A 21,803-nucleotide genomic window follows, 5' to 3' on the forward strand; every position below is an offset into this window, starting at 1 on the left:
ATAAGACTATTATAATATCTTGGTCAAAAAAGGTCAAATTTTTGCTCTGTTTTCATTAGACAGAAACAAAAATTCAACCTCCTTTCGTGACTGGAATTCTTTTCCAAGTCAATCTTCTTCTTTTCGATGTTATTTCGTACCGAACAAGCGGTCTCCAGCATCTCCAAGACCTGGAACGATATATCCGTGTTCGTTCAAACGTTCATCCAAGGCTGCTGTAAAGATTTCTACATCTGGATGAGCTTCTTGAAGGGCTTTTACACCTTCTGGAGCAGATACAAGGCAGACAAATTTGATATTTGATGCGCCACGTTTTTTAAGAGAATCAACAGCCAAGATTGCTGAACCACCTGTTGCCAACATTGGGTCTACCACAAAAATTTGACGTTGGTCAATATCTTCAGGCAATTTCACCAAGTACTCAACTGGTTGAAGTGTTTCTTCATCACGGTACATACCGATATGACCAACTTTAGCAGCTGGAACCAAGCTTAAGAGCCCATCAACCATCCCGATACCTGCACGCAAGATTGGAACGATGGCCAATTTCTTACCTGCCAATTGTTTTTGAACTGTTTTTGTAATTGGTGTTTCGATTTCCACATCTTCTAGTGGAAGATCACGAAGTACTTCATACCCCATCAACATTGCAATCTCATCTACTAGCTCACGAAAAGCTTTTGTAGAAGTATCTGTACGACGCAAGATTGACAATTTGTGTTGAATCAGCGGGTGATTAATAACTTCAATTTTTCCCATTTTTGGAATTCCTTCTTTCAATTTATTCTTCTCATTATACCAAAAAACGGTTTAAAAATCTTTCTAAACCATTTATTTTTGATAATTTTTACATTAAATCTGCCTCTTTAAGAGCTGTCTGTACTGTCTCAAGTGGTAAATGAGTCAATTCTGTTCCCTTTTCTTGATAAAGGTATTGGGCATAGTCGTCCATTCGGTACTGGTTGATATAAACCACGCGCTTGCAACCAACCTGCAATAATTGTTTGGTACAGTTGAGACAAGGAAAATGGGTCACATAGGCTGTAAAGCCTTTGGGAACACCACGCTCAGCACCTTGAAGGATAGCATTGACCTCAGCGTGAAGGGTGCGAACACAGTGGCCTTCAATGACCAAACATTCGTGATCAATACAATGCTCAGTTCCTGACACCGAACCATTGTAACCAGTGGAAATAACCTTATTATCTTTTACCAGAATCGCGCCCACTTTAGCACGTTTACAAGTGGAACGATTGGCAATTAGTAGGGCTTGGGCTGCAAAATACTCATCCCAGGCCAGTCTTTTTTCAGTCATCTCTTTTCTCCTATTTCTCTATTTTTTAAAAAATGGTAAACCTAAATCTGCAATCTTTTCAGCTGGTACCTTCATGCCATCCTTGATCCATTTTAGAAGGACAGAGACGATGGCTGAGCTCCAGAAGGAATGAAGATAAGAGCTGACACCTTTTGATTTCCCATGGTATTTTTCTAGAAATTCCTGCATGGCTTGGACAAAGATTTTTTCCAGATGGTAATCCAAGGCCAATTGAATCACTCTAACTTCCTTTCTGGCCTCCCGGAAAAGGTGAACCCAAACCAAATAAAGGTCTGTCTTTAAATCGTAATGATGCAGCTGTTCCATAATATTATGGACAGTTCGTTTAAAGACGCTCTCTAAAATTTCCTCTTTGGAGTCATAATTGCGATAAAAGGCCGCACGCGAAACACCTGCACGTTTGACCAATTCAGAAATACTAATCTTGGTCAGTTCCTTTTTTTCCAAGAGTTGCAAGAGGGCTGTTTCAATGGCTTCTCTGGTTAATAAATTGGATTCTTGGTTTGATTTTCTGAGATTTTCAAGAGACTTTTCAGAGATTCTACGTTCAGACATAACATTTTCTTTCTACTTGTCACAACAGACAGATGAGGCTTTTGTTTCAAGGGTTTTCATGATATAATTGTAAAAAAAGACAGAACCTTTGTCAATGTATAACTGACAAAGATGGAGAATTTCTATGACTTGGAAGATTATTGCTGACTCTGGTTGTGATTATCGTCAACTGCCAACACCAGCTATTAACACAACCTTTGTAAGTGTCCCCTTAACCATTCAAGTAGCTGATCAGGTCTTTATTGATGATGCCAGTCTTGATATTGACCATATGATGGAAACCATGTATGCAACCGCAGAGGCTTCAAAATCAGCTTGTCCAAGCCCAGATGATTATTTGCGAGCATTTGAAGGTGCCAAAAACATTTTCCTAGTAACCATCACTGGTACTCTTTCTGGTAGTCACAATAGTGCTCAACTGGCCAAGAATATTTATCTGGAAGAACATCCTGACACTAAGATTCATGTAATTGATAGTTTATCTGCTGGTGGTGAAGTTGACCTACTCGTAGAAAAATTAAATGACTTGATTGACCAGGGCTTGTCTTTTGAAGGAGTGGTTGAAGCTATCACTGCCTATCAAGAAAAAACCAAGTTGCTCTTTGTCCTAGCCAAAGTCGATAACTTGGTGAAGAACGGCCGTTTGAGCAAGCTTATTGGTACAGTCGTTGGCCTTCTCAACATCCGTATGGTCGGAGAAGCTAGTGAAACCGGAACCCTCGAATTGCTACAAAAAGCAAGAGGACCAAAGAAATCGATTCAGGCAGCCTATGAGGAGTTAATAAAAGCTGGATATGCTGGTGGCCGTATTGTCATGGCCCAACGCAATAACGAAAAATGTTGTCAACAGCTCTCAGAGCGAATCCGTGAAACCTTCCCACAAGCTAACATCAAAATTCTCCCAACCTCTGGTCTCTGCAGTTTCTATGCAGAAGATGGCGGTTTGCTGATGGGATATGAAATTGATTAATTGCATTCTTGACAAGAGGTGACTTCATCTCTTGTTTTTTTGTGGTACAATAGAGCTATGAAACATTTTGATACTATTGTCATCGGTGGAGGTCCTGCTGGCATGATGGCTACGATTTCCAGTAGCTTTTATGGTCAGAAAACTCTACTCATCGAAAAAAATCGAAAACTTGGGAAAAAATTAGCTGGAACAGGCGGGGGACGTTGCAATGTAACCAACAACGGAACTCTAGATGACCTACTAGCTGGAATTCCTGGAAATGGGCGCTTTCTTTATAGTGTCTTCTCCCAATTTGATAACCATGATATCATCAACTTTTTTACAGAAAATGGTGTTAAACTTAAGGTCGAAGACCACGGCCGCGTCTTTCCTGCTAGTGACAAGTCTCGTACCATTATCGAGGCCTTGGAAAAGAAAATCACTGAGCTAGGCGGCCAAGTTGCTACTCAAACCGAAATTGTTTCGGTTAAAAAGGTAGAAAATCAGTTTGTCCTTAAATCCATAGACCAAAGCTTCACTTGCGATAAACTGATTGTCACAACTGGTGGAAAATCCTATCCTTCCACTGGTTCGACTGGTTTTGGACATGAGATTGCCCGTCATTTTAAACACACCATTACCGAACTTGAGGCTGCTGAAAGTCCATTATTAACGGATTTTCCACACAAAGCACTTCAGGGGATTTCACTAGACGATGTGACCCTAAGTTATGGTAAGCATGTCATCACTCATGATTTACTCTTTACCCACTTTGGTTTGTCAGGCCCTGCTGCTCTGCGTATGTCAAGTTTTGTCAAAGGGGGGGAGGTTCTCTCGCTAGATGTTTTGCCTCAACTTTCTGAGAAGGGCTTGGCTACATTTCTAGAAGAGAATCGTGAAAAATCCTTGAAAAATGCCTTAAAAACCTTGTTACCAGAACGTTTAGCAGAATTTTTTGTGCAAGGCTATCCAGAAAAAGTCAAACAACTGACTGAAAAGGAACGCGAACAACTTCTCCAGTCTATCAAAGCACTCAAAATCCCTGTGACCGGAAAAATGTCCCTTGCCAAGTCCTTTGTTACCAAAGGGGGCGTCAGTCTCAAGGAAATCAATCCCAAAACTCTAGAAAGTAAGCTGGTACCTGGACTCCACTTTGCTGGCGAGGTACTGGATATCAATGCCCACACGGGTGGGTTTAACATCACTTCTGCCCTCTGTACTGGTTGGGTGGCGGGATCAAACCCAATCTAAATCTGAATTATTTAATGGCTAAATCAGCCCCAAAAGAAAGGAAGTCCTTTGGAACATATTATCTTGTTAAGGGGAGTTACTCCTAATGGAAAAAATGCTATCCCTAAAATGTCTTATCTAGTAGATATCTTAACAGAAGCCGGTTTTCAACAAGTTCGAACCTATATTCAAAGTGGTAATATCATTCTTGAAAGTAACTTAGCCTTAGAAAAAATACGAGAACAGGTTCATACTCTAATAAAGGAAAAGATTGGAGCCGATCTCAAAATAATCATTAAGAATAAGGATATTTTTAAAAACATTGTCCAAGAAAACCCTTTTGGAGAACACTATCTTTATGACCGTATACACGTGATTTTTTATCAAGAATCTATTCAAAGCCTCCCTTTAGACAAATTGAAAATTGATTACGATGAAGAAGAAATTTGTATCGGTAACCACTGCCTTTACCTCTATCTCCCTAGAACTGCTAAACAAAAGAAACTCCATACCAACTATCTTGAAAAGCTTTTCAATGTAGATTTGACAATGCGAAAACTAAATGTAGTAGAAAAATTATTAAGCAAGTAGTACTTGAATTTAGTAAAAATCGGAAGATTACTCCTCCGATTTTATTTTGTCTGAGTTTGGACATAGTGGGCAATGACATCTGATGTGTACTGGGCTGTTCCAGGTCCAAATTTGTCAATGTTTTCCTTAAATTCTGGGTTATAGACGTAGCCTTTACCGATATGACCGAATACTTCAATAGTACAGTCAAATCCATAAGTCCGAATGGCTTGCAAGAGTTTAGCGGCTTCTTCTTGGTTTTCAGACGCTGTTATCGGTAGACCAGCTTGAAGATTTTGTGCCAAGTCTCGAAAGACTTGATTGAAGGCAGCCGTAGCTTCGTCTTCGTGACCTTTTTGGCGCTCGAGCGCTTGGTCCATGACTTCTTGTCCATATTTCTCTACCGCCTCTTGGTGGTATTTTTGATGATCTTGGTAGTTAAATCCAGCAAATTTCTCTTGAATACTCATTTCTCTTTCTCCTTTTTGTTCTTGAATGGTTTTCTGCAAGGTTGAAATCAAGGTATCCAGATGTTCCCTTTCTCGAGTCAAATAGTCCAACTGCCTAGTCAAATGAGGCAATAAATCTGTCCTTTCTTCCTTTAATAGCTCTGCTATTTTTTCTAAAGAAAAGCCTAGATATTTGTAGTAAAGAATGACCTGAAGGCGTTCCAAATCCTCCTGACTGTAGGTTCGATAGCCGTTTTCCGACTTTAAAGGAACTAAGAGTCCTATCTTGTCATAGTGGTGTAGGGTCTTGACAGAGACGCCTGAAAGCTGCGCAGCTTCTTTTATATGGTACATGATTTCCTCCTTACACTAATAGTATACCCCCTCCCCTTAGGTCAGAGTCAAGCGTTTTTGCGAAATTTTTTTACTTTATCATAACATGAAAATGGTTTTCTTGACAGACCTTAGAAAACATGATAGGATAGTCAAGTCTATCAATCAAAAGAAAGGCTCATTTTGAGCACTTATGAGGCTATTTGCCAAGGGCAGTAGCTTTTTCTTTTGTAATACTAATTTTAGGAGTTTAACTATGTCAGAAAAATCGCAATGGGGATCGAAACTAGGCTTTATTCTAGCATCTGCTGGTTCAGCCATCGGACTTGGAGCCGTTTGGAAATTTCCCTACATGACTGCTGCTAATGGCGGTGGAGGCTTTTTACTAGTCTTTCTTATTTCTACCATTTTAATCGGTTTCCCGCTCCTGCTTGCTGAATTTGCCCTTGGTCGTAGTGCTAGCGTTTCCGCTATCAAAACCTTTGGAAAACTGGGCAACAATAACAAGTACAACTTTATCGGTTGGATTGGTGCCTTTGCCCTCTTCATCCTTCTCTCCTTTTACAGTGTTATCGGAGGATGGATTCTAGTCTATCTGGGTATTGAGTTTGGGAAATTGTTCCATCTTGGTGGAACAGGTGATTATGCTCAGTTATTCACTTCAATCATTTCAAATCCAGCCATTGCTCTAGGGGCTCAAGCTTCCTTTATCTTATTGAATATCTTTATTGTATCACGTGGGGTTCAAAAAGGGATTGAAAGAGCCTCAAAAGTTATGATGCCCCTGCTCTTTATCATTTTTGTCATTATCATTGGACGCTCTCTCAGTTTGCCAAATGCCATGGAAGGCGTTCTCTACTTCCTCAAACCAGACTTCTCAAAACTGACCAGTGCCGGTTTCCTTTATGCTCTAGGACAATCTTTCTTTGCCCTTTCACTAGGGGTCACAGCCATGCTGACCTATGCGTCCTACTTAGACAAGAAAACCAATCTGGTCCAATCAGGGATTTCCATTGTAGCCATGAACATCTCGGTATCCATCATGGCAGGTCTAGCCATTTTCCCAGCCATGTCGGCCTTCAACATCCAGTCCGAAGGTGGGCCAAGCCTCCTCTTCATCGTCTTGCCACAGCTCTTTGACAAGATGCCTTTTGGAACTATTTTCTACATCCTTTTCCTCTTGCTCTTCCTCTTTGCGACGGTCACTTCTTCAGTCGTTATGCTGGAAATCAATGTGGGCAATATCACCAACCAGGACAACAGCAAGCGGGCTAAGTGGAGTGCCATTTTAGGAATCTTGACCTTTGTTTTTGGAATTCCTTCAGCCCTTTCTTACGGTGTTATGGCGGATGTTCACATCTTTGGGAAGACCTTCTTTGACGCTATGGACTTCTTGGTTTCCAATCTCCTCATGCCATTTGGAGCCCTCTGCCTTTCACTCTTTACTGGCTACATCTTTAAGAAGGCACTTGCTATGGAGGAACTCCATCTTGATGAAAAAGCATGGAAACAGGGACTTTTCCAAGTCTGGCTCTTCCTTCTTCGTTTCGTCATTCCAATCATCATCGTGGTCTTCATCGCCCAATTTATGTAATCAAAAAGGACTTGAGTAGTAAACTCAGGCCCTTTCTTTTTTATGGATGACTAACAATCAATTCCAAACCTTGCCCCTCTATCGTCCAAGCTTCAACATCACTTGGTAGGATAAAGTGGCTGCCTTTTTGGATTGGATAGTTTTTTCCGTCAACAGTCAGTTGACCTTGACCAGCCAAGACACTCAACAAGCTGTAGTCAGCTATCTTTTCAAAGTCAACTTTCCCAGTAATTTCCCACTTGTAAACTACAAAGAAATCATTAGATACAAGGAGAGTGGAACGCAAATCATCTGCTTTAACAGTTACAGGACGGCTATTGGCAGGCTCTCCAATGTTCAAAACATCGATAGATTTTTCAAGGTGAAGTTCACGCAAGTTGCCATTATCATCCTTACGGTCAAAGTCATAGACGCGGTAAGTTGTATCACTAGACTGTTGGGTTTCAAGAATCAAGATGCCTGCCCCGATAGCATGCATGGTGCCACTTGGCACATAGAAGAAATCTCCAGCCTTAACAGGAACTTTTGTCAGCAAGTCCTCCCAGTTTTTATCCTCGATTTGCTGGCGGAGTTCTTCTTTTGACTTAGCATTGTGACCGTAGATAATCTCTGAACCTTCATCCGCTGCGATAATGTACCAGCATTCTGTTTTTCCAAGTTCGCCTTCATGCTCCAGTCCATAAGCATCATCTGGGTGAACTTGGACGCTGAGCCAGTCGTTGGCATCCAGAATCTTAGTCAAAAGCGGAAATACAGGTTCTGGACGATTGCCAAACAATTCACGGTGTTCTGCATACAAAGTAGCTAGGTCTGTTCCCTCGTAACGACCATTGGAAACTTTAGAGACTCCATTTGGATGAGCTGAGATGGTCCAGTATTCTCCGATTTTTTCACTTGGGATGTCGTAGCCAAACTCATCACGTAGCTTGGTTCCACCCCAGATTTTTTCTTGCATAACTGATTGTAAAAATAATGGTTCTGACATCTTATTCTCCTGTCTGATTTTTCTCCCCTCATTATAGCAAAAAGCCAGGTCTAATTGAACTCTTTTTCCTATTATATAAAGTAGAGAGAAGATTTTATAAAAATAGTGAACAAATGTGCTCTACTCAATACTTGCACCATTGCTGGCAATGACATCCTTGTACCAGTAGAAGGATTTCTTCTTGCTCCGTTTGAGACTTCCTTGACTCGCATTATCTCGATCCACATAGATAAAGCCATAGCGCTTGTTCATTTCGCCCGTTCCAGCTGAAACCAAATCGATACATCCCCAAGTCGTATAACCGAGCAAGTCAACCCCATCTTGGTAAATGGCATCTCGCATAGCCTTGATGTGGGCCTCTAAATAAGCAATTCGATAGTCATCCGCTACATAGCCATTTTCATCTGGCGTGTCTATAACACCGAGTCCATTTTCTACGATGAACATAGGTTTTTGGTAACGATCCCAGATGGCATTGAGGGTGATACGAAGTCCCAATGGGTCAATCTGCCAACCCCATTCAGAGGATTCCAGATAAGGATTTTTGATAGAGGCAAAGACATTTCCAGCGGTCATATTCCTCACTTCTGGATCCCCTGAGGCCACTCGGCTCGCATAGTAAGAGAAGGAAACAAAGTCAACAGTATGATTCTTCAACAAGTCCAAATCCTCTAACGTCATTTGAATCTTAATTCCCTCACGCTCCCACTGCTTCTTTGCGTAATTTGGGTATTCCCCACGCGCTTGAACATCAATGAAGAAGTAACTCTTGCGGTCTTCCTCCATGGCTGCCCAGTAGTCTCTTGGATGGGCTGTGTTAGGATAGTATTGCCCTGCAGCCAACATACATCCCACCTTATTTTCTGGGTCAATTTCGTGGGCAATCTTTGTCGCAAGAGCTGAAGCTACCAACTCATAGTGTGCAGCCTGATATTTAACCAGTTCTTGATTTTCTCCTTCTTCAAAACAGAGCCCAGCTCCCATAAAGGGGGCATGGAGAATCATGTTGATTTCGTTGAAGGTAAGCCAATATTTGACCAAACCCTTATAGCGGGTAAAGAGTGTGCGACAAAGTTTTTCATAGAAGTCTAACATCCGACGATTGCGCCAACCACCGTACTCTGTAATCAAGTGCATAGGACAGTCGAAATGAGTGATAGTCACCAGAGGTTGGATACCATACTTGTGGCACTCCTTAAATAAATCCTCATAAAAGGCTAGACCATCTTCATTTGGCACTGTTTCGTCGCCCTTAGGAAAAATCCGAGTCCAAGCAATGGAAAGCCGATAAGTCTTAAAGCCCATTTCCGCAAAAAGGGCAATATCTTCCTTGTAATGATGGTACATATCAATAGCTTGCTTGGCTGGGTAAAAATAGCCCTCCTCAAACGAAAACATCTTTTTCTGACCTGTGATAATGGCTTCACGATCTGGACCGATGGGGACGACATCCACATTCGCCAATCCACGACCTTCTAAATTATAAGCACCCTCACACTGGTTGGCAGCTGTCGCTCCGCCCCACAAGAAACCATCCGGAAAAGTCAGTTTTTCGGTCATAACTCTACTCACTTTCTTATTTGCTTGTTCATTTACTTATATTATAACTTATTCTGTAAACCTTTTCTTATAAAATACTGTGACATACTGATACTATTCTACTATTTAAGTTTATCAGATTGTTTTTTAAAAAATTATCCTCTAGAAAAAGTAAATAGCCTCCCCTGAAACAAAAAAGAAGACTGAAAACTAGTCTCCTCTGTTCCTTTTAAATCAAAGCTGTAATAACCGTCACTAGGCCAAAAATAATACCTGGTGCATTAGCTGCTGCAAGGGGGATATCTCTTTCTTTTTTGAAAAGACCGTAGTAAACCCAGAGACTACAGTTGATGGCAGCAACCAAGGGCTGGATGAAATTTCCTTTTTGACCAGCCAGATTGTTCATGATTTGTGGGAAGTAAGACACATACATCATAACAGACATAAAGGTCGCTACCCAACCTAAAATTTTCATTTGTTTTTCAGACATTTTCAAAACCTCTTTCATTTTTACTGAATCTTATTTTAAAATATTCTTTCAAAACAATCAAGTCTTTAAAACTTTTGTTATAAAGATATAAACTATCACAATCTTGTTATAAGAAAGAGGGAACAGAAAAAAGACCGAATTGCTCCGTTCTGTTTACTCAATCAAATATTAGAAAATGAATACTCCTTTTCAATGAATCGATTGATTGATGGTAAATAAGCCGTTAGAAATTATTGACAGTATCGAAATTTTCTAGTAAAATGAATTTTGTTAATACCTAAATGGTGTGTAGTTTTCTATCAACATAGTCAGGAGAAAAGGAACTTATGCTAAAAAAATTTAATGAATTGTCACTGAAAGATAAGGCTTATCTAATTGGCGGTTTGAGCTTATTAGTCATTGTGATCTCATTTGGTCTACTCAATCGTCAAACAGTAACTGTCAGTCTTGTCTTTACACAACTATCTGCTCCCTTGATTTTGGTGATTTTTACTTGTCTAGTAATCGGGATCATTGCTGGTAGTGCTATTGGTATTAGCTATCACCATAACAAGACTCAAGATCTGAGAAGCCGCATTGCTGAAGCAGAAGCGACTATCAATATAAAAGACAGGGAGCTTGTCCAGTACGAGGAACAGGTGCAACAATTAAAACAGGAAGCCAAACAATAAGTGTAGAAATCATAACCACCCGTGAAAACGGGTGGTTTTTTGTCTCGCACCTAACGGAGCGAGACGGACTGAAAGTCGCATAAATACAAAAAAGATCGAATTGCTCCGATCTTTTTAAGTTTCACTCCAAGAATGTTTAGATAAAAAATTTGATAATAGAATTACCTACTTCATACGATAAAAATCAATCACTAGACCAGCAGGCCCTTTAACTAATAAGGACTCTGTTCCCCAATCGGTTACAGTTGGTCCGTTTAAAACCTGGATACCAAGTTCTTTCAACCGTTGGTAGTTCTGGTCTACATCCTCAACCTCTATATGAAGAATGATTCCTGACTGAAAATTTTCCAAAGGAACCAAATGATTTTGAGACAACATCAGACAGTGACTGCCAATCGTAAACTGAGCAAAACCATCATCAGCATAATCGGACTTTTTATCCAAAATACGCTCCAAGCCAGCACAGACTTGGGGAACATCTGAAACGATAATATCTAATTGATTTAAATTCATTTACTATCCTCCATAAAAAGACCGGATTGCTCCGATCTTTTTATGTTTCTCTCTATGAAAATCAAAGAATAAACAAGGCATCAAACTGCAGGCAGTACTGGAGTACGGCAAGGTGAAGATAACGCAGTTTATATTTGATTTTCGACGAGAGAAATTATTTAATTGCGCGTGATTGCAACCCTTCTTCTTCCAAGAAGAGACGGAATGGTACGAGTTCTTCTGCTTCGTATTTTTCTTTGAAGGCTTTGATAGCTTCTTCTGAGTGTTGTTTTGGATCCAATTCAAGTACTTCTACTGGAAGTGGACGGTGTGGAGTGATGCGAGCATCGATCACAACAGTTTTACCTTCTTTGTTCAATTTAACAGCTTCTGCAACAACTGCATCGATGTCTTCGATACGGTCAACTGTAAATCCAACAGCTCCTTGAGCTTCAGCGATTTTCGCATAGTCAGCATTAGGGAAGTCACAACCAAACAAGTGTTTGTTTGTGTCTTCGTATTTGTCCTTGATGAAGGCATATTTACCATTTGAGAAGACAACGTTGATAACTGGAAGGTCGTATTGAACGTTTGTGATAACGTCTGGGTAGCACATGTTGAATGCACCGTCACCCATGATGTTCCATACTTGGCGATCTGGATTGTCTTTCTTAGCAGCGATACCACCAGGAAGAGCAATACCCATTGTCGCAAAGAGTGGAGATGTACGCCACATGTTCTTAGGTGTCATGTGAAGGTGACGAGTAGATGTTTGAGTAGTGTCACCTACGTCGATTGAGTAGATAGCGTCTTGATCAGCATGTTTGTTGATTGCATTGTAAACTTGATACAATTGCAATTCACCCTCAGTTTTACCTTCGAGTTTGTTCATGTAATCACGCCAGTTTTGGTTGTTCTTAACGTTTGCACGCCACCATGGAGTAGATTCAACTGGGTTCACTTTGTCAAGGATAGCTTTGGCTGCTTGACCTGCATCACCAAGGATTGAAGCGTCAAGGGCGTGACGTTTACCAAGTTTGTAAGGGTCAATATCAACTTGGATGAATTTTTCAGTGTTCTTGAATGCTTCGTAAACTTCAGCAAATGGGAAGTTTGAGCCAAGGAAAAGAACTGTGTCTGCTTCAAAGACCACTTCGTTGGCTGGTTTCCAACCAACACGGTAAGCAGAACCTGTCAAACCTTCATAGTTCCATTCAAAGGCTTCAAAGTTTTTACCAGTTGTGATGATTGGTGCTTTGATTTTACGTGACAATTCAGTAATCACTTCACCAGCTTTAACACCACCGTAACCAGCATAGATAACTGGACGTTCAGCATTGTTCAAGATTTCAACAGCTTTGTCGATTTCAACTTCGTTCAAAGCAGGAGCGATGAATGAACGCTCGTATGAACCTGATCCATAGTATGAGTTTTCGTCGATTTCTTGGAAACCAAAGTTTACTGGGATTTCAACAACAGCTGGACCTTTTTTAGAAACTGCAGCACGGCAAGCTTCGTCAATAACTTTTGGCAATTGCTCAGCGTAAGCTACACGTTTGTTATATACAGCGATACCGTTGTACATTGGGTTTTGGTTCAATTCTTGGAAAGCATCCATGTTGAGTTCGTTAACTGGACGTGATCCAAGGATCGCTAGGAATGGAGTGTTATCCATAGCTGCATCGTAAACACCGTTAATCAAGTGAGTCGCACCCGGACCACCTGAACCAACTGCAACCCCGATTGAGCCACCGAATTTAGCTTGCATAACCGCTGCAAGAGCACCTGTTTCTTCGTGGCGAACTTGCAAGAAGCGGATATCTTTTTCTTCAGCCAAAGCGTCCATCAATGAGCTGAGTGTTCCTGATGGGATACCGTAGATTGTGTCTACGCCCCATGTTTTCAATACGTTAAGCATTGCTGCAGATGCAGTAATTTTCCCTTGAGTCATAGTGATAACTCTCCTTCAAATATTTTTAAATCTACTAAAAAAGGTTTCATATAGTTTTTGAAAACGTTTCAGTAAATTTTTACATTACTAATTTATCACATTTATTTTTAGTTTACTAAGAATCTGCTCAGAAGTTTTTATTCTCTATTACAGTACAGTTTGAAAACGTTTTTAGCTTCTGTTTTATAATACTCAATGAAAATCAAAGAGCAAACTAGGAAGCTAGCCACAGGTTGCTCAAAGCACAGCTTTGAGGTTGCAGATAAAGCTGACGTGATTTGAAGAGATTTTCAAAGAGTATAAAAAGCGAGCAAGCCCGCTTTTAATCTATTTTACTAAAGTTTAAGAGAAGGGAACTGGTCAGAACGGATACAGAACTAAAGGCCATGGCTAGACCTGCAAGTTCTGGGTTGAGAGCCAGTCCAACACCTGAAAAGACTCCTGCTGCAATCGGAATTCCGGCGACATTGTAGATAAAGGCCCAGAAAAGATTGAGCAGAATACGATGAAAGGTTTTCTTACTCATGTCAAAAGCACGAACCACTCCTAGGAGGTTATTAGTTGTCAACACCAAATCTGCTGACTCGATGGCAATATCTGTTCCAGCTCCCATAGCAATCCCCACATCTGCTACACTGAGGGCAGGAGCGTCATTAATCCCATCACCAACAAAGGCTACTTTCCCAGCTGCTTGTAGTTTATGGATTTCATGGGCTTTTTCTTCTGGTAAGACACCTGCAATGACCTCTTCGATTCCAATCTGATCTGCAATAGCACGCGCCACACCTGCATTGTCTCCTGTCAGCATGACTGTTTTAAGACCTCGTTTTTTCAACTGACTGATGGCAAGCTTAGCATTTTCCTTAGGAATATCTTGCAGAGCAAGCAAGCCTTTGATTTCATTGTCCACAGCCAAGAAAACAACTGTCTTAGCTTCTTTTTCTAGTTCTTCTAGTTTTTCTTGATAAGTGCTAGAAATATCCATGCCACCCAGCATTTTAGCATTTCCAAGCAGAACTTGTTTTCCATTGATTTGCCCTGAGACACCTTTTCCGTGCAAGGCTTGGAAATTTTCAACAGTTTGAAACTCAAGTCCAGCTTCACTCGCTCGTTTCACAACGGCTTCAGCCAGTGGGTGTTGAGAAGCTTCTTCCAAGGAAGCTGCCAATCCAAGCACTTCTACTTCGTCGCCTATGATATCTGTTACCACAGGTTTCCCTTCAGTCAAAGTCCCGGTCTTATCAAAGACGATAGTTTGAACTTTCTGGATTTCCTGTAGAACCGTTCCATTTTTGAGGAGAACTCCCATCTTGGCACTGCGACCTGTCCCCACCATAAGGGCTGTCGGTGTTGCAAGTCCCAAGGCACAAGGGCAGGCAATAATCAGAACTGCTACTCCATAGAGAAGCGAAGACACAAAGCTCGCTCCAAGCACAACTACACTATCCCTGAGCAAGACGAACCAAACCCAAAAGGTCACAATCCCTAAAATGACAACTGCTGGGACAAAAATCCCTGAAATTTTATCCGTCAAGTCCTGAATCGGCGCACGACTTGTCTGAGCTTTCTTCACAAAATCCACAATCTGAGCCAAAACAGTCTCTGAACCAACTTTTTCTGCTCTAAAAACAAGTGTTCCACTATTATTGATGGTTGAACCAATGACGGTATCTCCAACTGTCTTGTCCACAGGCAGACTCTCACCTGTCACCATAGACTCATCAATACTGGAGACACCTTCCACTACGATACCATCAACCGCAATCTTTTCACCGGGACGCACTCGAATCAGATCACCTACCTTGACTTGCTCCAAAGGAACTTGAACATAGTTATCCTCACGCAAAACTTCTGCTGTTTTAGCCTGCAAGTCAAGTAATTTCTCCACAGCTTGGGAAGTATTTTTCCGCATTTTCTCCTCAAAAACGGCTCCCATAAGAACGAAGAAGAAGATAAATGCAGCACTTTCAAAGTAAACGGGGAGGCCAGCGAAGAGGGCAACTAAGCTATAGAAATAGGCCACTAGGGTTCCCAGAGCAACCAAGGTATCCATGTTGGCATTGTGCTTTTTAAAACTAGCCCAAGCACTTTGGATATAAGGACCACCTGCTACTAGCATAATCGGTGTTGTGGCTAAAAAGGTGCCCCAACGCATGACTTGGTGACTAATTCCTCCTGTCGACATCCCAATCATGAGGATCACAAGAGGCACAGTAAAGATACTAGTAATCCAAAAACGCTGTAAAAGTGATAGAGATTTCCTAGTCTTCTCAACGACTGTATAGCTTCCTTTTTGCATCTTCATGCCACAAGAAAATTCATGTTGGCCTAATTCTTGAGGTGTAAAACGAATGACTTTCTCCTCATCTACGCCAATTGGTTCCAAGATGCCTTCTTCTTCAAACAGAATTTCCTTGTAACAGTTTGAAGGAGTTGCTCGATGAAAGGTAATCTCAGCTGGAATCCCTTTTTGAAGCTGTATATGAGCTGGATGGTAGCCGTTGTCTGCCGTGATACGGATTTTTTGAACACCATTTTCAAGACTTGCTTTTACAATTTCAGTCATATCATTCTCCTATTCTACAATCATCTTGCCGTGCATCATATTCATGCCACAAGAGAAACCATACTCTCCAGCCTGCTCAGGCGTGATTTCCACTACATACTCTTCACCCATTGGCAGGTCCGCATGTACACCAAAATCTGGAAAAACAATTTGGTCCAAACATGGTGAAGGATCCTTGCGGTCAAAGACAATGCGGGCTGGCACTGATTTCTTGAGGATAATCAACTCAGGCGTATAGCCTCCCATGACTTCCACTCGAATCTCTTGGTAGCCGTTTTTTTGCTGGGCCTTTTGTCCAGATTTTTCAGGCTTTTTGAAAAACCAAAACAAGATAAAGGCGATAAGGGCAATACAAATAATGGTTACAATAGTATTTAACATGACGTCTCCTTTACATACAATTACATTTTACTTCTGTTACAGCGCTTGATTTCTTCTCAGAAATCACAGCTTCCAAGTCTTCCAAGTCAGCCTGAGTAAAATCACATTCAGCAATCAAATCAGCCAACAAGTTCTTAATCCTACGGGAACAAACCTTGTCTTTGATATCTTGGACAAGTAAATCCCGACTTTGGTCCAAAGTTAACAGTGCTGAATAAACAAAAGACTTGCCTTCTTTTTTCCGAGTCAAACACTCTTTCTCAACCAAACGAGCCAAAAGAGTTTGAATGGTTGACTTGGACCAGTCGAACCGCTCTGCCAGAACCCTGATCAAATCCGTACTGGTCTGCTCTCCTTGCATCCAAATAATCTTCATGACCTGCCATTCTGCATCTGAAATCTGCATAATCACACCTCCTAAATCTACATTTGTCGATTACAGTTATTAGTATACTTTAAAAATCTACATTTGTCAATTATAAAATTCAAATCTTTCTCTTTTTTTAATCTTCATTACAAAAGTGATTAATACTCAATAAAAATCAAATAGCAAACTAGAAAGCTAGGCGCAGACAGTACTTTAGTACGGCAAGACGACGCTGACGTGGTTTAAAGAGATTTTCGAAGTGTTTAAAACACAAGCAAAAACCTCCACATCAAGTGGAGGCAATCTCTTTTATCAATACAATTTTAAGTCACGAGGGTCAACTGGGAAAGTTGGGTTGTATGGGTTGTGACGGAGTTTGAAGTGTTTGACATCTTCAATAGTCTGAGTTCCAGACAACTGCATGACTGTCTTCAATTCCGCATTCAAGTGTTCAAAGACTTGACGCACACCAACACTACCACCAAGGGCCAAGCCATAGATAACAGGGCGACCAATAGCTACCAAGTCTGCCCCTGAAGCCAAGGCTTTAAAGACGTGTTGACCACGACGAATACCTGAGTCAAAGACAATTGGCACGCGTTTATCAACTGCTTCAGCTACTTCTTGAAGTGAGTCAAAGGCAGCTGGTCCACCGTCGATTTGGCGGCCACCGTGGTTGGTTACCCAGATACCAGAAGCTCCCGCAGCAAGCGAACGTTCAACATCCTCACGGCATTGTGGTCCCTTGACATAAACAGGAAGTCCAGAGTATTCAGCGATAAATTCTACATCACGTGGAGACAAACGTTGTTTAGCTGATTTGTAAACAAAGTCCATTGATTTACCAGCGCCTTCTGGTAGGTATTCTTCAACAATCGGCATGCCAACTGGGAAGACAAAACCATTACGTTTGTCCACCTCACGATTGCCCCCTACAGTAGCGTCTGCTGTCAAGACAATCGCTTTATAACCTTCAGCCTTCACACGATCCATGATGTGGCGGTTAATTCCGTCATCTTTACTAAAGTAAAATTGGAACCAGTGAGGTGTCCCTTGAAGGGCTTCCGTAATTTCTGGAAGGTCTACAGTAGAGTAAGAGCTGGTTGTATAGAGAGAACCAAACTCATGCACACCACGCGCAGTCGCCACTTCACCCTGTTCATTTGCCAATTTATGAGCCGCAACAGGCGCCATAATGATTGGTGAAGACAGTTTTTCACCTGCAAATTCAATCTCTGTACTTGGATTTTCTACATTGCAAAGCGTATGTGGAACGATGAGTTTGTGGTTAAAGGCACGGATATTCTCACGTAAAGTGAAAGTATCTTCCGCCCCACTAGCGATATAGCCAAATGCTGCTTTAGGGATAACTTGTTGCGCCATTGGTTCCAAATCATAGGTATTGATGAAATCTACATGACCTTCTGCATTGCTTGTTTTGTATGACATAAAATGCCCTCCTTGATAAGTAAGCGTTTTCTTTGTGTATTACAAAAATATCTTACCTCTTTTTTCAACACTTTTCAAATATTTTGTTTGGAAATTTCAGAAAGATTCTGTCTATGATAAAAAATCCTTATAACGGCAATAAAAAATACATATTATTCAAAGTAGCTTTTAAGTGCTACAATAACTGTATTATTTCTAGATAGGAGGTTCTATTTTTGGATTGGTCCATTGTTGAACAATATCTACCACTATATCAAAAGGCATTCTTTCTAACCTTGCATATTGCAGTTTGGGGAATTTTGGGATCCTTTCTGCTCGGTTTAATCGTCAGTATCATCCGGCATTACCGCATCCCTGTTTTGGCGCAAGTAGCGACAGCCTACATTGAATTGTCACGTAATACGCCCCTTTTGATTCAACTCTTCTTTCTCTACTTCGGTCTTCCCCGAATCGGGATTGTCCTATCTTCAGAAGTCTGTGCCACTTTAGGACTGGTCTTTTTAGGAGGCTCCTATATGGCAGAATCTTTCCGAAGTGGGCTGGAAGCCGTCAGTCAAACCCAGCAGGAGATTGGATTAGCAATCGGTCTGACACCTGTACAAGTCTTTCGCTATGTGGTTCTTCCGCAAGCAACAGCGGTAGCACTCCCCTCCTTTAGTGCCAATGTCATTTTCCTCATCAAGGAAACCTCTGTTTTCTCAGCAGTGGCTTTGGCCGATCTCATGTACGTCGCCAAGGACTTGATTGGGCTCTACTATGAGACAGACATTGCGCTAGCTATGTTGGTAGGTGCTTACCTGATGATGCTTCTACCCATCTCACTGGTCTTTAGCTGGATAGAAAGGAGGCTCCGCCATGCAGGATTCGGGAATCCAAGTACTCTTTCAGGGAAATAATCTCCTGAGAATCTTACAGGGATTGGGCGTTACGATTGGGATATCCATCCTGTCTGTCCTCTTATCCATGATATTCGGAACAGTCATGGGGATTATCATGACCTCCCATTCTAGAATCGTACGATTTTTAACACGATTGTATCTAGAATTTATCCGTATCATGCCCCAGCTGGTACTACTTTTCATCATTTATTTCGGCTTGGCTCGAAACTTTAATATCAATATCTCAGGTGAGGTTTCAGCTATTATTGTTTTTACCTTCTGGGGAACAGCTGAGATGGGGGACTTGGTCCGTGGAGCTATCACTTCCCTCCCTAAGCATCAGTTTGAAAGTGGACAGGCGCTCGGCTTGACCAATGTTCAACTTTACTACCACATTATCATCCCACAAGTCTTGAGAAGATTATTGCCACAAGCCATCAACCTTGTTACTCGGATGATTAAAACCACTTCCTTGGTTGTCTTAATTGGGGTTGTTGAAGTGACCAAGGTTGGACAACAAATCATCGATAGCAATCGCCTGACTATCCCAACTGCTTCCTTTTGGATTTATGGAACCATTCTGGTCTTGTATTTCGCAGTTTGCTTCCCTATTTCCAAACTATCCACTCAGCTAGAAAAACATTGGAGGAACTAAATGTCTGAAACTATCTTAGAAATCAAGGAACTCAAAAAATCCTTCGGAGACAATCCTATCCTCCAAGGACTTTCTCTAGATATCAAAAAAGGGGAAGTTGTCGTTATTCTAGGGCCATCTGGTTGTGGGAAAAGTACCCTCCTTCGTTGCCTCAATGGCTTAGAAAGTATTCAAGGTGGAGACATTCTTCTGGACGGTCAGTCTATCGTTGAAAATAAAAAAGATTTTCACCTAGTTCGCCAAAAGATTGGCATGGTCTTTCAAAGTTATGAACTCTTTCCCCATCTGGACGTCCTACAAAACCTCATCCTAGGTCCTATCAAGGCTCAGGGAAGAGACAAGAAGGAAGTAACGGAAGAAGCTTTGCAACTACTGGAACGTGTTGGTTTGCTAGATAAACAACATAGCTTTGCGCGTCAATTATCTGGTGGACAGAAGCAACGTGTTGCAATTGTTCGTGCCCTCCTCATGCACCCAGAAATTATCCTCTTTGACGAAGTGACGGCTTCGCTGGATCCAGAAATGGTGCGTGAGGTTCTGGAACTCATCAACGACTTGGCTCAAGAAGGCCGTACCATGATTTTAGTAACCCACGAAATGCAGTTTGCTCAAGCAATTGCCGATCGGATTATCTTCCTCGACCAAGGGAAAATCGCTGAAGAAGGAACGGCTCAAGCCTTCTTCACCAATCCGCAAACCAAACGAGCTCAGGAATTTTTAAATGTCTTTGACTTTAGCCAATTTGGCTCATATCTATAAAGGAGATTCTTATGAAACTATTCAAACCACTCTTAACTGTTTTGGCACTTGCCTTTGCCCTTATCTTTGTCACAGCTTGTAGCTCAGGTGGAAATGCTGGTTCATCATCTGGTAAAACCACTGCCAAGGCTCGCACAATCGATGAAATCAAAAAAAGCGGTGAGCTACGAATAGCCGTATTTGGAGACAAGAAACCATTTGGTTACGTTGATAATGACGGTTCCTACAAAGGTTACGATATTGAACTTGGGAACCAACTGGCTCAGGACCTTGGTGTCAAGGTTAAATACGTTTCAGTCGATGCTGCCAACCGTGCTGAATACTTGATTTCAAACAAGGTGGATATTACCCTTGCCAACTTTACAGTAACAGACGAACGTAAGAAACAAGTTGATTTTGCCCTTCCATATATGAAAGTTTCACTTGGTGTCGTATCACCTAAGACTGGTCTCATTACAGACGTCAAACAACTTGAAGGTAAAACCTTGATTGTCACAAAAGGAACGACTGCTGAGACTTATTTTGAAAAGAATCACCCAGAAGTAAAACTCCAAAAATACGACCAATATAGCGATGCCTACCAAGCCCTTCTTGACAGACGTGGAGATGCCTTCTCTACTGACAATACGGAAGTCCTAGCTTGGGCGCTTGAAAACAAAGGATTTGAAGTAGGAATTACTTCCCTCGGTAATCCAGATACCATTGCAGCAGCAGTTCAAAAAGGCAACCAAGAATTGCTAGACTTCATCAATAAAGATATTGAAAAATTAGGTAAGGAAAACTTCTTCCACAAGGCCTATGAAAAAACACTTCATCCAACCTACGGTGACGCTGCTAAAGCAGATGACCTTGTTGTTGAGGGCGGAAAAGTTGACTAATACTCAATGAAATCACAAAAAGAAATCAGGTAATCCTAGTGACTACCTGATTTTCTATGTTTTAGGCATTTTGCCAATTTTCTTGGTCTTCTTTAAAGCGTTTTAGGAGATCCAATCCTTCTGGTGTGATGTAACCTTCTTCTTGGGCTAGGTGGATGAGTTCACTGTAGTTAGAAAGCGTCACAAGTTTGACACCTGCGTCTGAGAAGTTCTTATCTGCTTTTGGCAATTGGTAACTGAAAATCGCTACAACTCCAAGCACATCTGCTCCTTCTCGTTTAGCAGCTGCTACTGCTTCAAGAACAGAACCACCTGTTGAAATAAGGTCTTCAACCACTACCATTTTTTGACCCTGAGCTACGCGGCCTTCGATTTGATTACCAGCTCCGTGGTCTTTTGGTTTGCTACGGATGTAGGCAAATGGCAGATTCATCTTGTCAGCAATAATAGCTCCGTGTGGAATCCCTGCTGTTGCAGTTCCTGCAATCACTTCTACCTCAGGAAAGGCTTCTTTAATAGCATCTACAAAACCATTTTCAATGAGTGTACGAGTTTCTGGATAGGCTAGTGTCACACGATTATCAGTGTAAATCGGTGACTTGATACCAGATGCCCAAGTGAAAGGCTCCTCTGGTTTGAGGTAAACGGCTTGAATTTTCAAGAGGTGGCTAGCGATATCTTTAGCAAGTGTCATGGTATTCTCCTTTTATTTTTCTAATCTAGTTC

23 protein-coding genes are annotated in these 21,803 nt (G+C 41.4%); 9 read left to right on the forward strand and 14 right to left on the reverse strand.

The genetic code is table 11. The features are described 5' to 3' along the window. Positions 1-129: 129 nt before the first annotated feature. The 3 genes from upp to K4Z77_RS02605 form a co-directional block, all read right to left on the reverse strand. Positions 130-759 carry a uracil phosphoribosyltransferase gene (gene upp / locus K4Z77_RS02595; RefSeq protein WP_000515974.1) on the reverse strand — a complete coding sequence of 210 codons (630 nt, stop codon included), beginning with the start codon at positions 757-759 and terminating at the stop codon, positions 130-132. 88 nt (positions 760-847) lie between these two features. Then, entirely contained in the window at positions 848-1,315 is a 468-nt protein-coding gene (locus tag K4Z77_RS02600; RefSeq protein ID WP_000136976.1) for a deoxycytidylate deaminase, read from the reverse strand. Positions 1,316-1,333: 18 nt separating this feature from the next. Further along, entirely contained in the window at positions 1,334-1,891 is a 558-nt protein-coding gene (locus K4Z77_RS02605) for a TetR/AcrR family transcriptional regulator (protein WP_000004146.1), read from the reverse strand. A 124-nt stretch (positions 1,892-2,015) separates the two neighbouring features. Between K4Z77_RS02605 and K4Z77_RS02610 the strand changes: the two genes are divergently transcribed. Genes K4Z77_RS02610 through K4Z77_RS02620 form a run of 3 tightly spaced genes read left to right on the forward strand, consistent with a single transcriptional unit; the run spans position 2,016 to position 4,661 of the window. Next, entirely contained in the window at positions 2,016-2,861 is an 846-nt protein-coding gene (locus K4Z77_RS02610; RefSeq protein ID WP_224218344.1) for a DegV family protein, read from the forward strand. Positions 2,862-2,918: 57 nt separating this feature from the next. Beyond that, a complete protein-coding gene (aao, locus tag K4Z77_RS02615) occupies positions 2,919-4,091 on the forward strand; it encodes an aminoacetone oxidase (RefSeq protein WP_224218345.1) in 1,173 nt (390 codons plus the stop codon). A 48-nt stretch (positions 4,092-4,139) separates the two neighbouring features. After that, positions 4,140-4,661, forward strand: a complete 522-nt coding sequence (locus K4Z77_RS02620) for a DUF1697 domain-containing protein (RefSeq protein ID WP_224218346.1) — start codon at positions 4,140-4,142, stop codon at positions 4,659-4,661. A gap of 41 nt (positions 4,662-4,702) precedes the next feature. On the opposite strand, the gene K4Z77_RS02625 is transcribed toward K4Z77_RS02620, so the two are convergent. Continuing rightward, positions 4,703-5,443: a MerR family transcriptional regulator gene (locus K4Z77_RS02625; protein ID WP_224218347.1), complete on the reverse strand. Its 741-nt coding sequence runs from the start codon at positions 5,441-5,443 to the stop codon at positions 4,703-4,705. A gap of 235 nt (positions 5,444-5,678) precedes the next feature. On the opposite strand from K4Z77_RS02625, the gene K4Z77_RS02630 reads away from it, so the two are divergent. After that, a complete protein-coding gene (locus K4Z77_RS02630; protein WP_224218348.1) occupies positions 5,679-7,016 on the forward strand; it encodes a sodium-dependent transporter in 1,338 nt (445 codons plus the stop codon). 40 nt (positions 7,017-7,056) lie between these two features. Here K4Z77_RS02630 and manA read toward each other — a convergent pair whose 3' ends face one another. The 3 genes from manA to K4Z77_RS02645 all read right to left on the reverse strand — a co-directional run bounded on the left by manA (position 7,057) and on the right by K4Z77_RS02645 (position 10,030). Next, positions 7,057-8,001: a mannose-6-phosphate isomerase, class I gene (gene manA, locus K4Z77_RS02635; protein ID WP_224218349.1), complete on the reverse strand. Its 945-nt coding sequence runs from the start codon at positions 7,999-8,001 to the stop codon at positions 7,057-7,059. Between the two features lie 120 nt (positions 8,002-8,121). Beyond that, positions 8,122-9,561 carry a 6-phospho-beta-glucosidase gene (locus K4Z77_RS02640; RefSeq protein WP_224218350.1) on the reverse strand — a complete coding sequence of 480 codons (1,440 nt, stop codon included), beginning with the start codon at positions 9,559-9,561 and terminating at the stop codon, positions 8,122-8,124. Positions 9,562-9,769: 208 nt separating this feature from the next. Beyond that, positions 9,770-10,030 carry a SemiSWEET family transporter gene (locus K4Z77_RS02645; RefSeq protein WP_001291472.1) on the reverse strand — a complete coding sequence of 87 codons (261 nt, stop codon included), beginning with the start codon at positions 10,028-10,030 and terminating at the stop codon, positions 9,770-9,772. A gap of 326 nt (positions 10,031-10,356) precedes the next feature. On the opposite strand from K4Z77_RS02645, the gene K4Z77_RS02650 reads away from it, so the two are divergent. Further along, positions 10,357-10,701, forward strand: a complete 345-nt coding sequence (locus K4Z77_RS02650) for a lipopolysaccharide assembly protein LapA domain-containing protein (protein ID WP_000913393.1) — start codon at positions 10,357-10,359, stop codon at positions 10,699-10,701. A gap of 165 nt (positions 10,702-10,866) precedes the next feature. Here the strand turns inward: K4Z77_RS02650 and K4Z77_RS02655 are convergent, their stop codons facing one another. The 6 genes from K4Z77_RS02655 to lctO form a co-directional block, all read right to left on the reverse strand. Continuing rightward, positions 10,867-11,214 carry a VOC family protein gene (locus tag K4Z77_RS02655; RefSeq protein WP_224218351.1) on the reverse strand — a complete coding sequence of 116 codons (348 nt, stop codon included), beginning with the start codon at positions 11,212-11,214 and terminating at the stop codon, positions 10,867-10,869. A 154-nt stretch (positions 11,215-11,368) separates the two neighbouring features. Then, positions 11,369-13,144 carry a pyruvate oxidase gene (spxB, locus tag K4Z77_RS02660; protein ID WP_050253167.1) on the reverse strand — a complete coding sequence of 592 codons (1,776 nt, stop codon included), beginning with the start codon at positions 13,142-13,144 and terminating at the stop codon, positions 11,369-11,371. Between the two features lie 322 nt (positions 13,145-13,466). Continuing rightward, on the reverse strand, positions 13,467-15,710 hold the full coding sequence (locus tag K4Z77_RS02665; protein ID WP_224218352.1) for a heavy metal translocating P-type ATPase: 2,244 nt from the start codon (positions 15,708-15,710) through the stop codon (positions 13,467-13,469). Between the two features lie 9 nt (positions 15,711-15,719). Further along, a complete protein-coding gene (locus tag K4Z77_RS02670) occupies positions 15,720-16,091 on the reverse strand; it encodes a cupredoxin domain-containing protein (RefSeq protein WP_049552159.1) in 372 nt (123 codons plus the stop codon). 10 nt (positions 16,092-16,101) lie between these two features. Continuing rightward, the gene (locus K4Z77_RS02675; protein WP_001167204.1) at positions 16,102-16,497 is read right to left on the reverse strand and encodes a CopY/TcrY family copper transport repressor; all 396 of its coding nucleotides are present in this window, start codon (positions 16,495-16,497) and stop codon (positions 16,102-16,104) included. 273 nt (positions 16,498-16,770) lie between these two features. Next, positions 16,771-17,907: an L-lactate oxidase gene (gene lctO, locus K4Z77_RS02680; RefSeq protein WP_000120723.1), complete on the reverse strand. Its 1,137-nt coding sequence runs from the start codon at positions 17,905-17,907 to the stop codon at positions 16,771-16,773. Positions 17,908-18,122: 215 nt separating this feature from the next. Between lctO and K4Z77_RS02685 the strand changes: the two genes are divergently transcribed. The 4 genes from K4Z77_RS02685 to K4Z77_RS02700 are packed head-to-tail and all read left to right on the forward strand — an operon-like array spanning position 18,123 to position 21,077. Continuing rightward, the gene (locus K4Z77_RS02685; RefSeq protein WP_224218353.1) at positions 18,123-18,803 is read left to right on the forward strand and encodes an amino acid ABC transporter permease; all 681 of its coding nucleotides are present in this window, start codon (positions 18,123-18,125) and stop codon (positions 18,801-18,803) included. Further along, positions 18,763-19,440 carry an amino acid ABC transporter permease gene (locus K4Z77_RS02690; RefSeq protein ID WP_224218354.1) on the forward strand — a complete coding sequence of 226 codons (678 nt, stop codon included), beginning with the start codon at positions 18,763-18,765 and terminating at the stop codon, positions 19,438-19,440. The genes K4Z77_RS02685 and K4Z77_RS02690 overlap by 41 nt, the downstream gene beginning before the upstream one ends. Next, the gene (locus K4Z77_RS02695; RefSeq protein ID WP_000004999.1) at positions 19,441-20,199 is read left to right on the forward strand and encodes an amino acid ABC transporter ATP-binding protein; all 759 of its coding nucleotides are present in this window, start codon (positions 19,441-19,443) and stop codon (positions 20,197-20,199) included. 11 nt (positions 20,200-20,210) lie between these two features. Then, the gene (locus K4Z77_RS02700; RefSeq protein WP_224218355.1) at positions 20,211-21,077 is read left to right on the forward strand and encodes a cysteine ABC transporter substrate-binding protein; all 867 of its coding nucleotides are present in this window, start codon (positions 20,211-20,213) and stop codon (positions 21,075-21,077) included. Positions 21,078-21,138: 61 nt separating this feature from the next. On the opposite strand, the gene pyrE is transcribed toward K4Z77_RS02700, so the two are convergent. Next, positions 21,139-21,771, reverse strand: coding sequence for an orotate phosphoribosyltransferase (gene pyrE, locus K4Z77_RS02705; protein ID WP_004261667.1), 633 nt, complete (start codon positions 21,769-21,771; stop codon positions 21,139-21,141). Positions 21,772-21,803: the final 32 nt, after the last annotated feature.

The organism is Streptococcus mitis subsp. hohhotensis, from assembly GCF_020089495.2.
In the GTDB taxonomy this organism is placed as follows: domain Bacteria; phylum Bacillota; class Bacilli; order Lactobacillales; family Streptococcaceae; genus Streptococcus; species Streptococcus hohhotensis.

What these genes read in the sequence shown, in the direction of transcription:
- upp (WP_000515974.1), bottom strand. Translation starts at nt 759, where the DNA reads ATGGGAAAAATTGAAGTTATTAATCACCCGCTGATTCAACACAAATTG.
- K4Z77_RS02600 (WP_000136976.1), bottom strand. Translation starts at nt 1,315, where the DNA reads ATGACTGAAAAAAGACTGGCCTGGGATGAGTATTTTGCAGCCCAAGCC.
- K4Z77_RS02605 (WP_000004146.1), bottom strand. Translation starts at nt 1,891, where the DNA reads ATGTCTGAACGTAGAATCTCTGAAAAGTCTCTTGAAAATCTCAGAAAA.
- K4Z77_RS02610 (WP_224218344.1), top strand. Translation starts at nt 2,016, where the DNA reads ATGACTTGGAAGATTATTGCTGACTCTGGTTGTGATTATCGTCAACTG.
- aao (WP_224218345.1), top strand. Translation starts at nt 2,919, where the DNA reads ATGAAACATTTTGATACTATTGTCATCGGTGGAGGTCCTGCTGGCATG.
- K4Z77_RS02625 (WP_224218347.1), bottom strand. Translation starts at nt 5,443, where the DNA reads ATGTACCATATAAAAGAAGCTGCGCAGCTTTCAGGCGTCTCTGTCAAG.
- K4Z77_RS02630 (WP_224218348.1), top strand. Translation starts at nt 5,679, where the DNA reads ATGTCAGAAAAATCGCAATGGGGATCGAAACTAGGCTTTATTCTAGCA.
- manA (WP_224218349.1), bottom strand. Translation starts at nt 8,001, where the DNA reads ATGTCAGAACCATTATTTTTACAATCAGTTATGCAAGAAAAAATCTGG.
- K4Z77_RS02640 (WP_224218350.1), bottom strand. Translation starts at nt 9,561, where the DNA reads ATGACCGAAAAACTGACTTTTCCGGATGGTTTCTTGTGGGGCGGAGCG.
- K4Z77_RS02645 (WP_001291472.1), bottom strand. Translation starts at nt 10,030, where the DNA reads ATGTCTGAAAAACAAATGAAAATTTTAGGTTGGGTAGCGACCTTTATG.
- K4Z77_RS02650 (WP_000913393.1), top strand. Translation starts at nt 10,357, where the DNA reads ATGCTAAAAAAATTTAATGAATTGTCACTGAAAGATAAGGCTTATCTA.
- K4Z77_RS02655 (WP_224218351.1), bottom strand. Translation starts at nt 11,214, where the DNA reads ATGAATTTAAATCAATTAGATATTATCGTTTCAGATGTTCCCCAAGTC.
- spxB (WP_050253167.1), bottom strand. Translation starts at nt 13,144, where the DNA reads ATGACTCAAGGGAAAATTACTGCATCTGCAGCAATGCTTAACGTATTG.
- K4Z77_RS02665 (WP_224218352.1), bottom strand. Translation starts at nt 15,710, where the DNA reads ATGACTGAAATTGTAAAAGCAAGTCTTGAAAATGGTGTTCAAAAAATC.
- K4Z77_RS02670 (WP_049552159.1), bottom strand. Translation starts at nt 16,091, where the DNA reads ATGTTAAATACTATTGTAACCATTATTTGTATTGCCCTTATCGCCTTT.
- K4Z77_RS02675 (WP_001167204.1), bottom strand. Translation starts at nt 16,497, where the DNA reads ATGCAGATTTCAGATGCAGAATGGCAGGTCATGAAGATTATTTGGATG.
- lctO (WP_000120723.1), bottom strand. Translation starts at nt 17,907, where the DNA reads ATGTCATACAAAACAAGCAATGCAGAAGGTCATGTAGATTTCATCAAT.
- K4Z77_RS02690 (WP_224218354.1), top strand. Translation starts at nt 18,763, where the DNA reads ATGCAGGATTCGGGAATCCAAGTACTCTTTCAGGGAAATAATCTCCTG.
- K4Z77_RS02695 (WP_000004999.1), top strand. Translation starts at nt 19,441, where the DNA reads ATGTCTGAAACTATCTTAGAAATCAAGGAACTCAAAAAATCCTTCGGA.
- K4Z77_RS02700 (WP_224218355.1), top strand. Translation starts at nt 20,211, where the DNA reads ATGAAACTATTCAAACCACTCTTAACTGTTTTGGCACTTGCCTTTGCC.
- pyrE (WP_004261667.1), bottom strand. Translation starts at nt 21,771, where the DNA reads ATGACACTTGCTAAAGATATCGCTAGCCACCTCTTGAAAATTCAAGCC.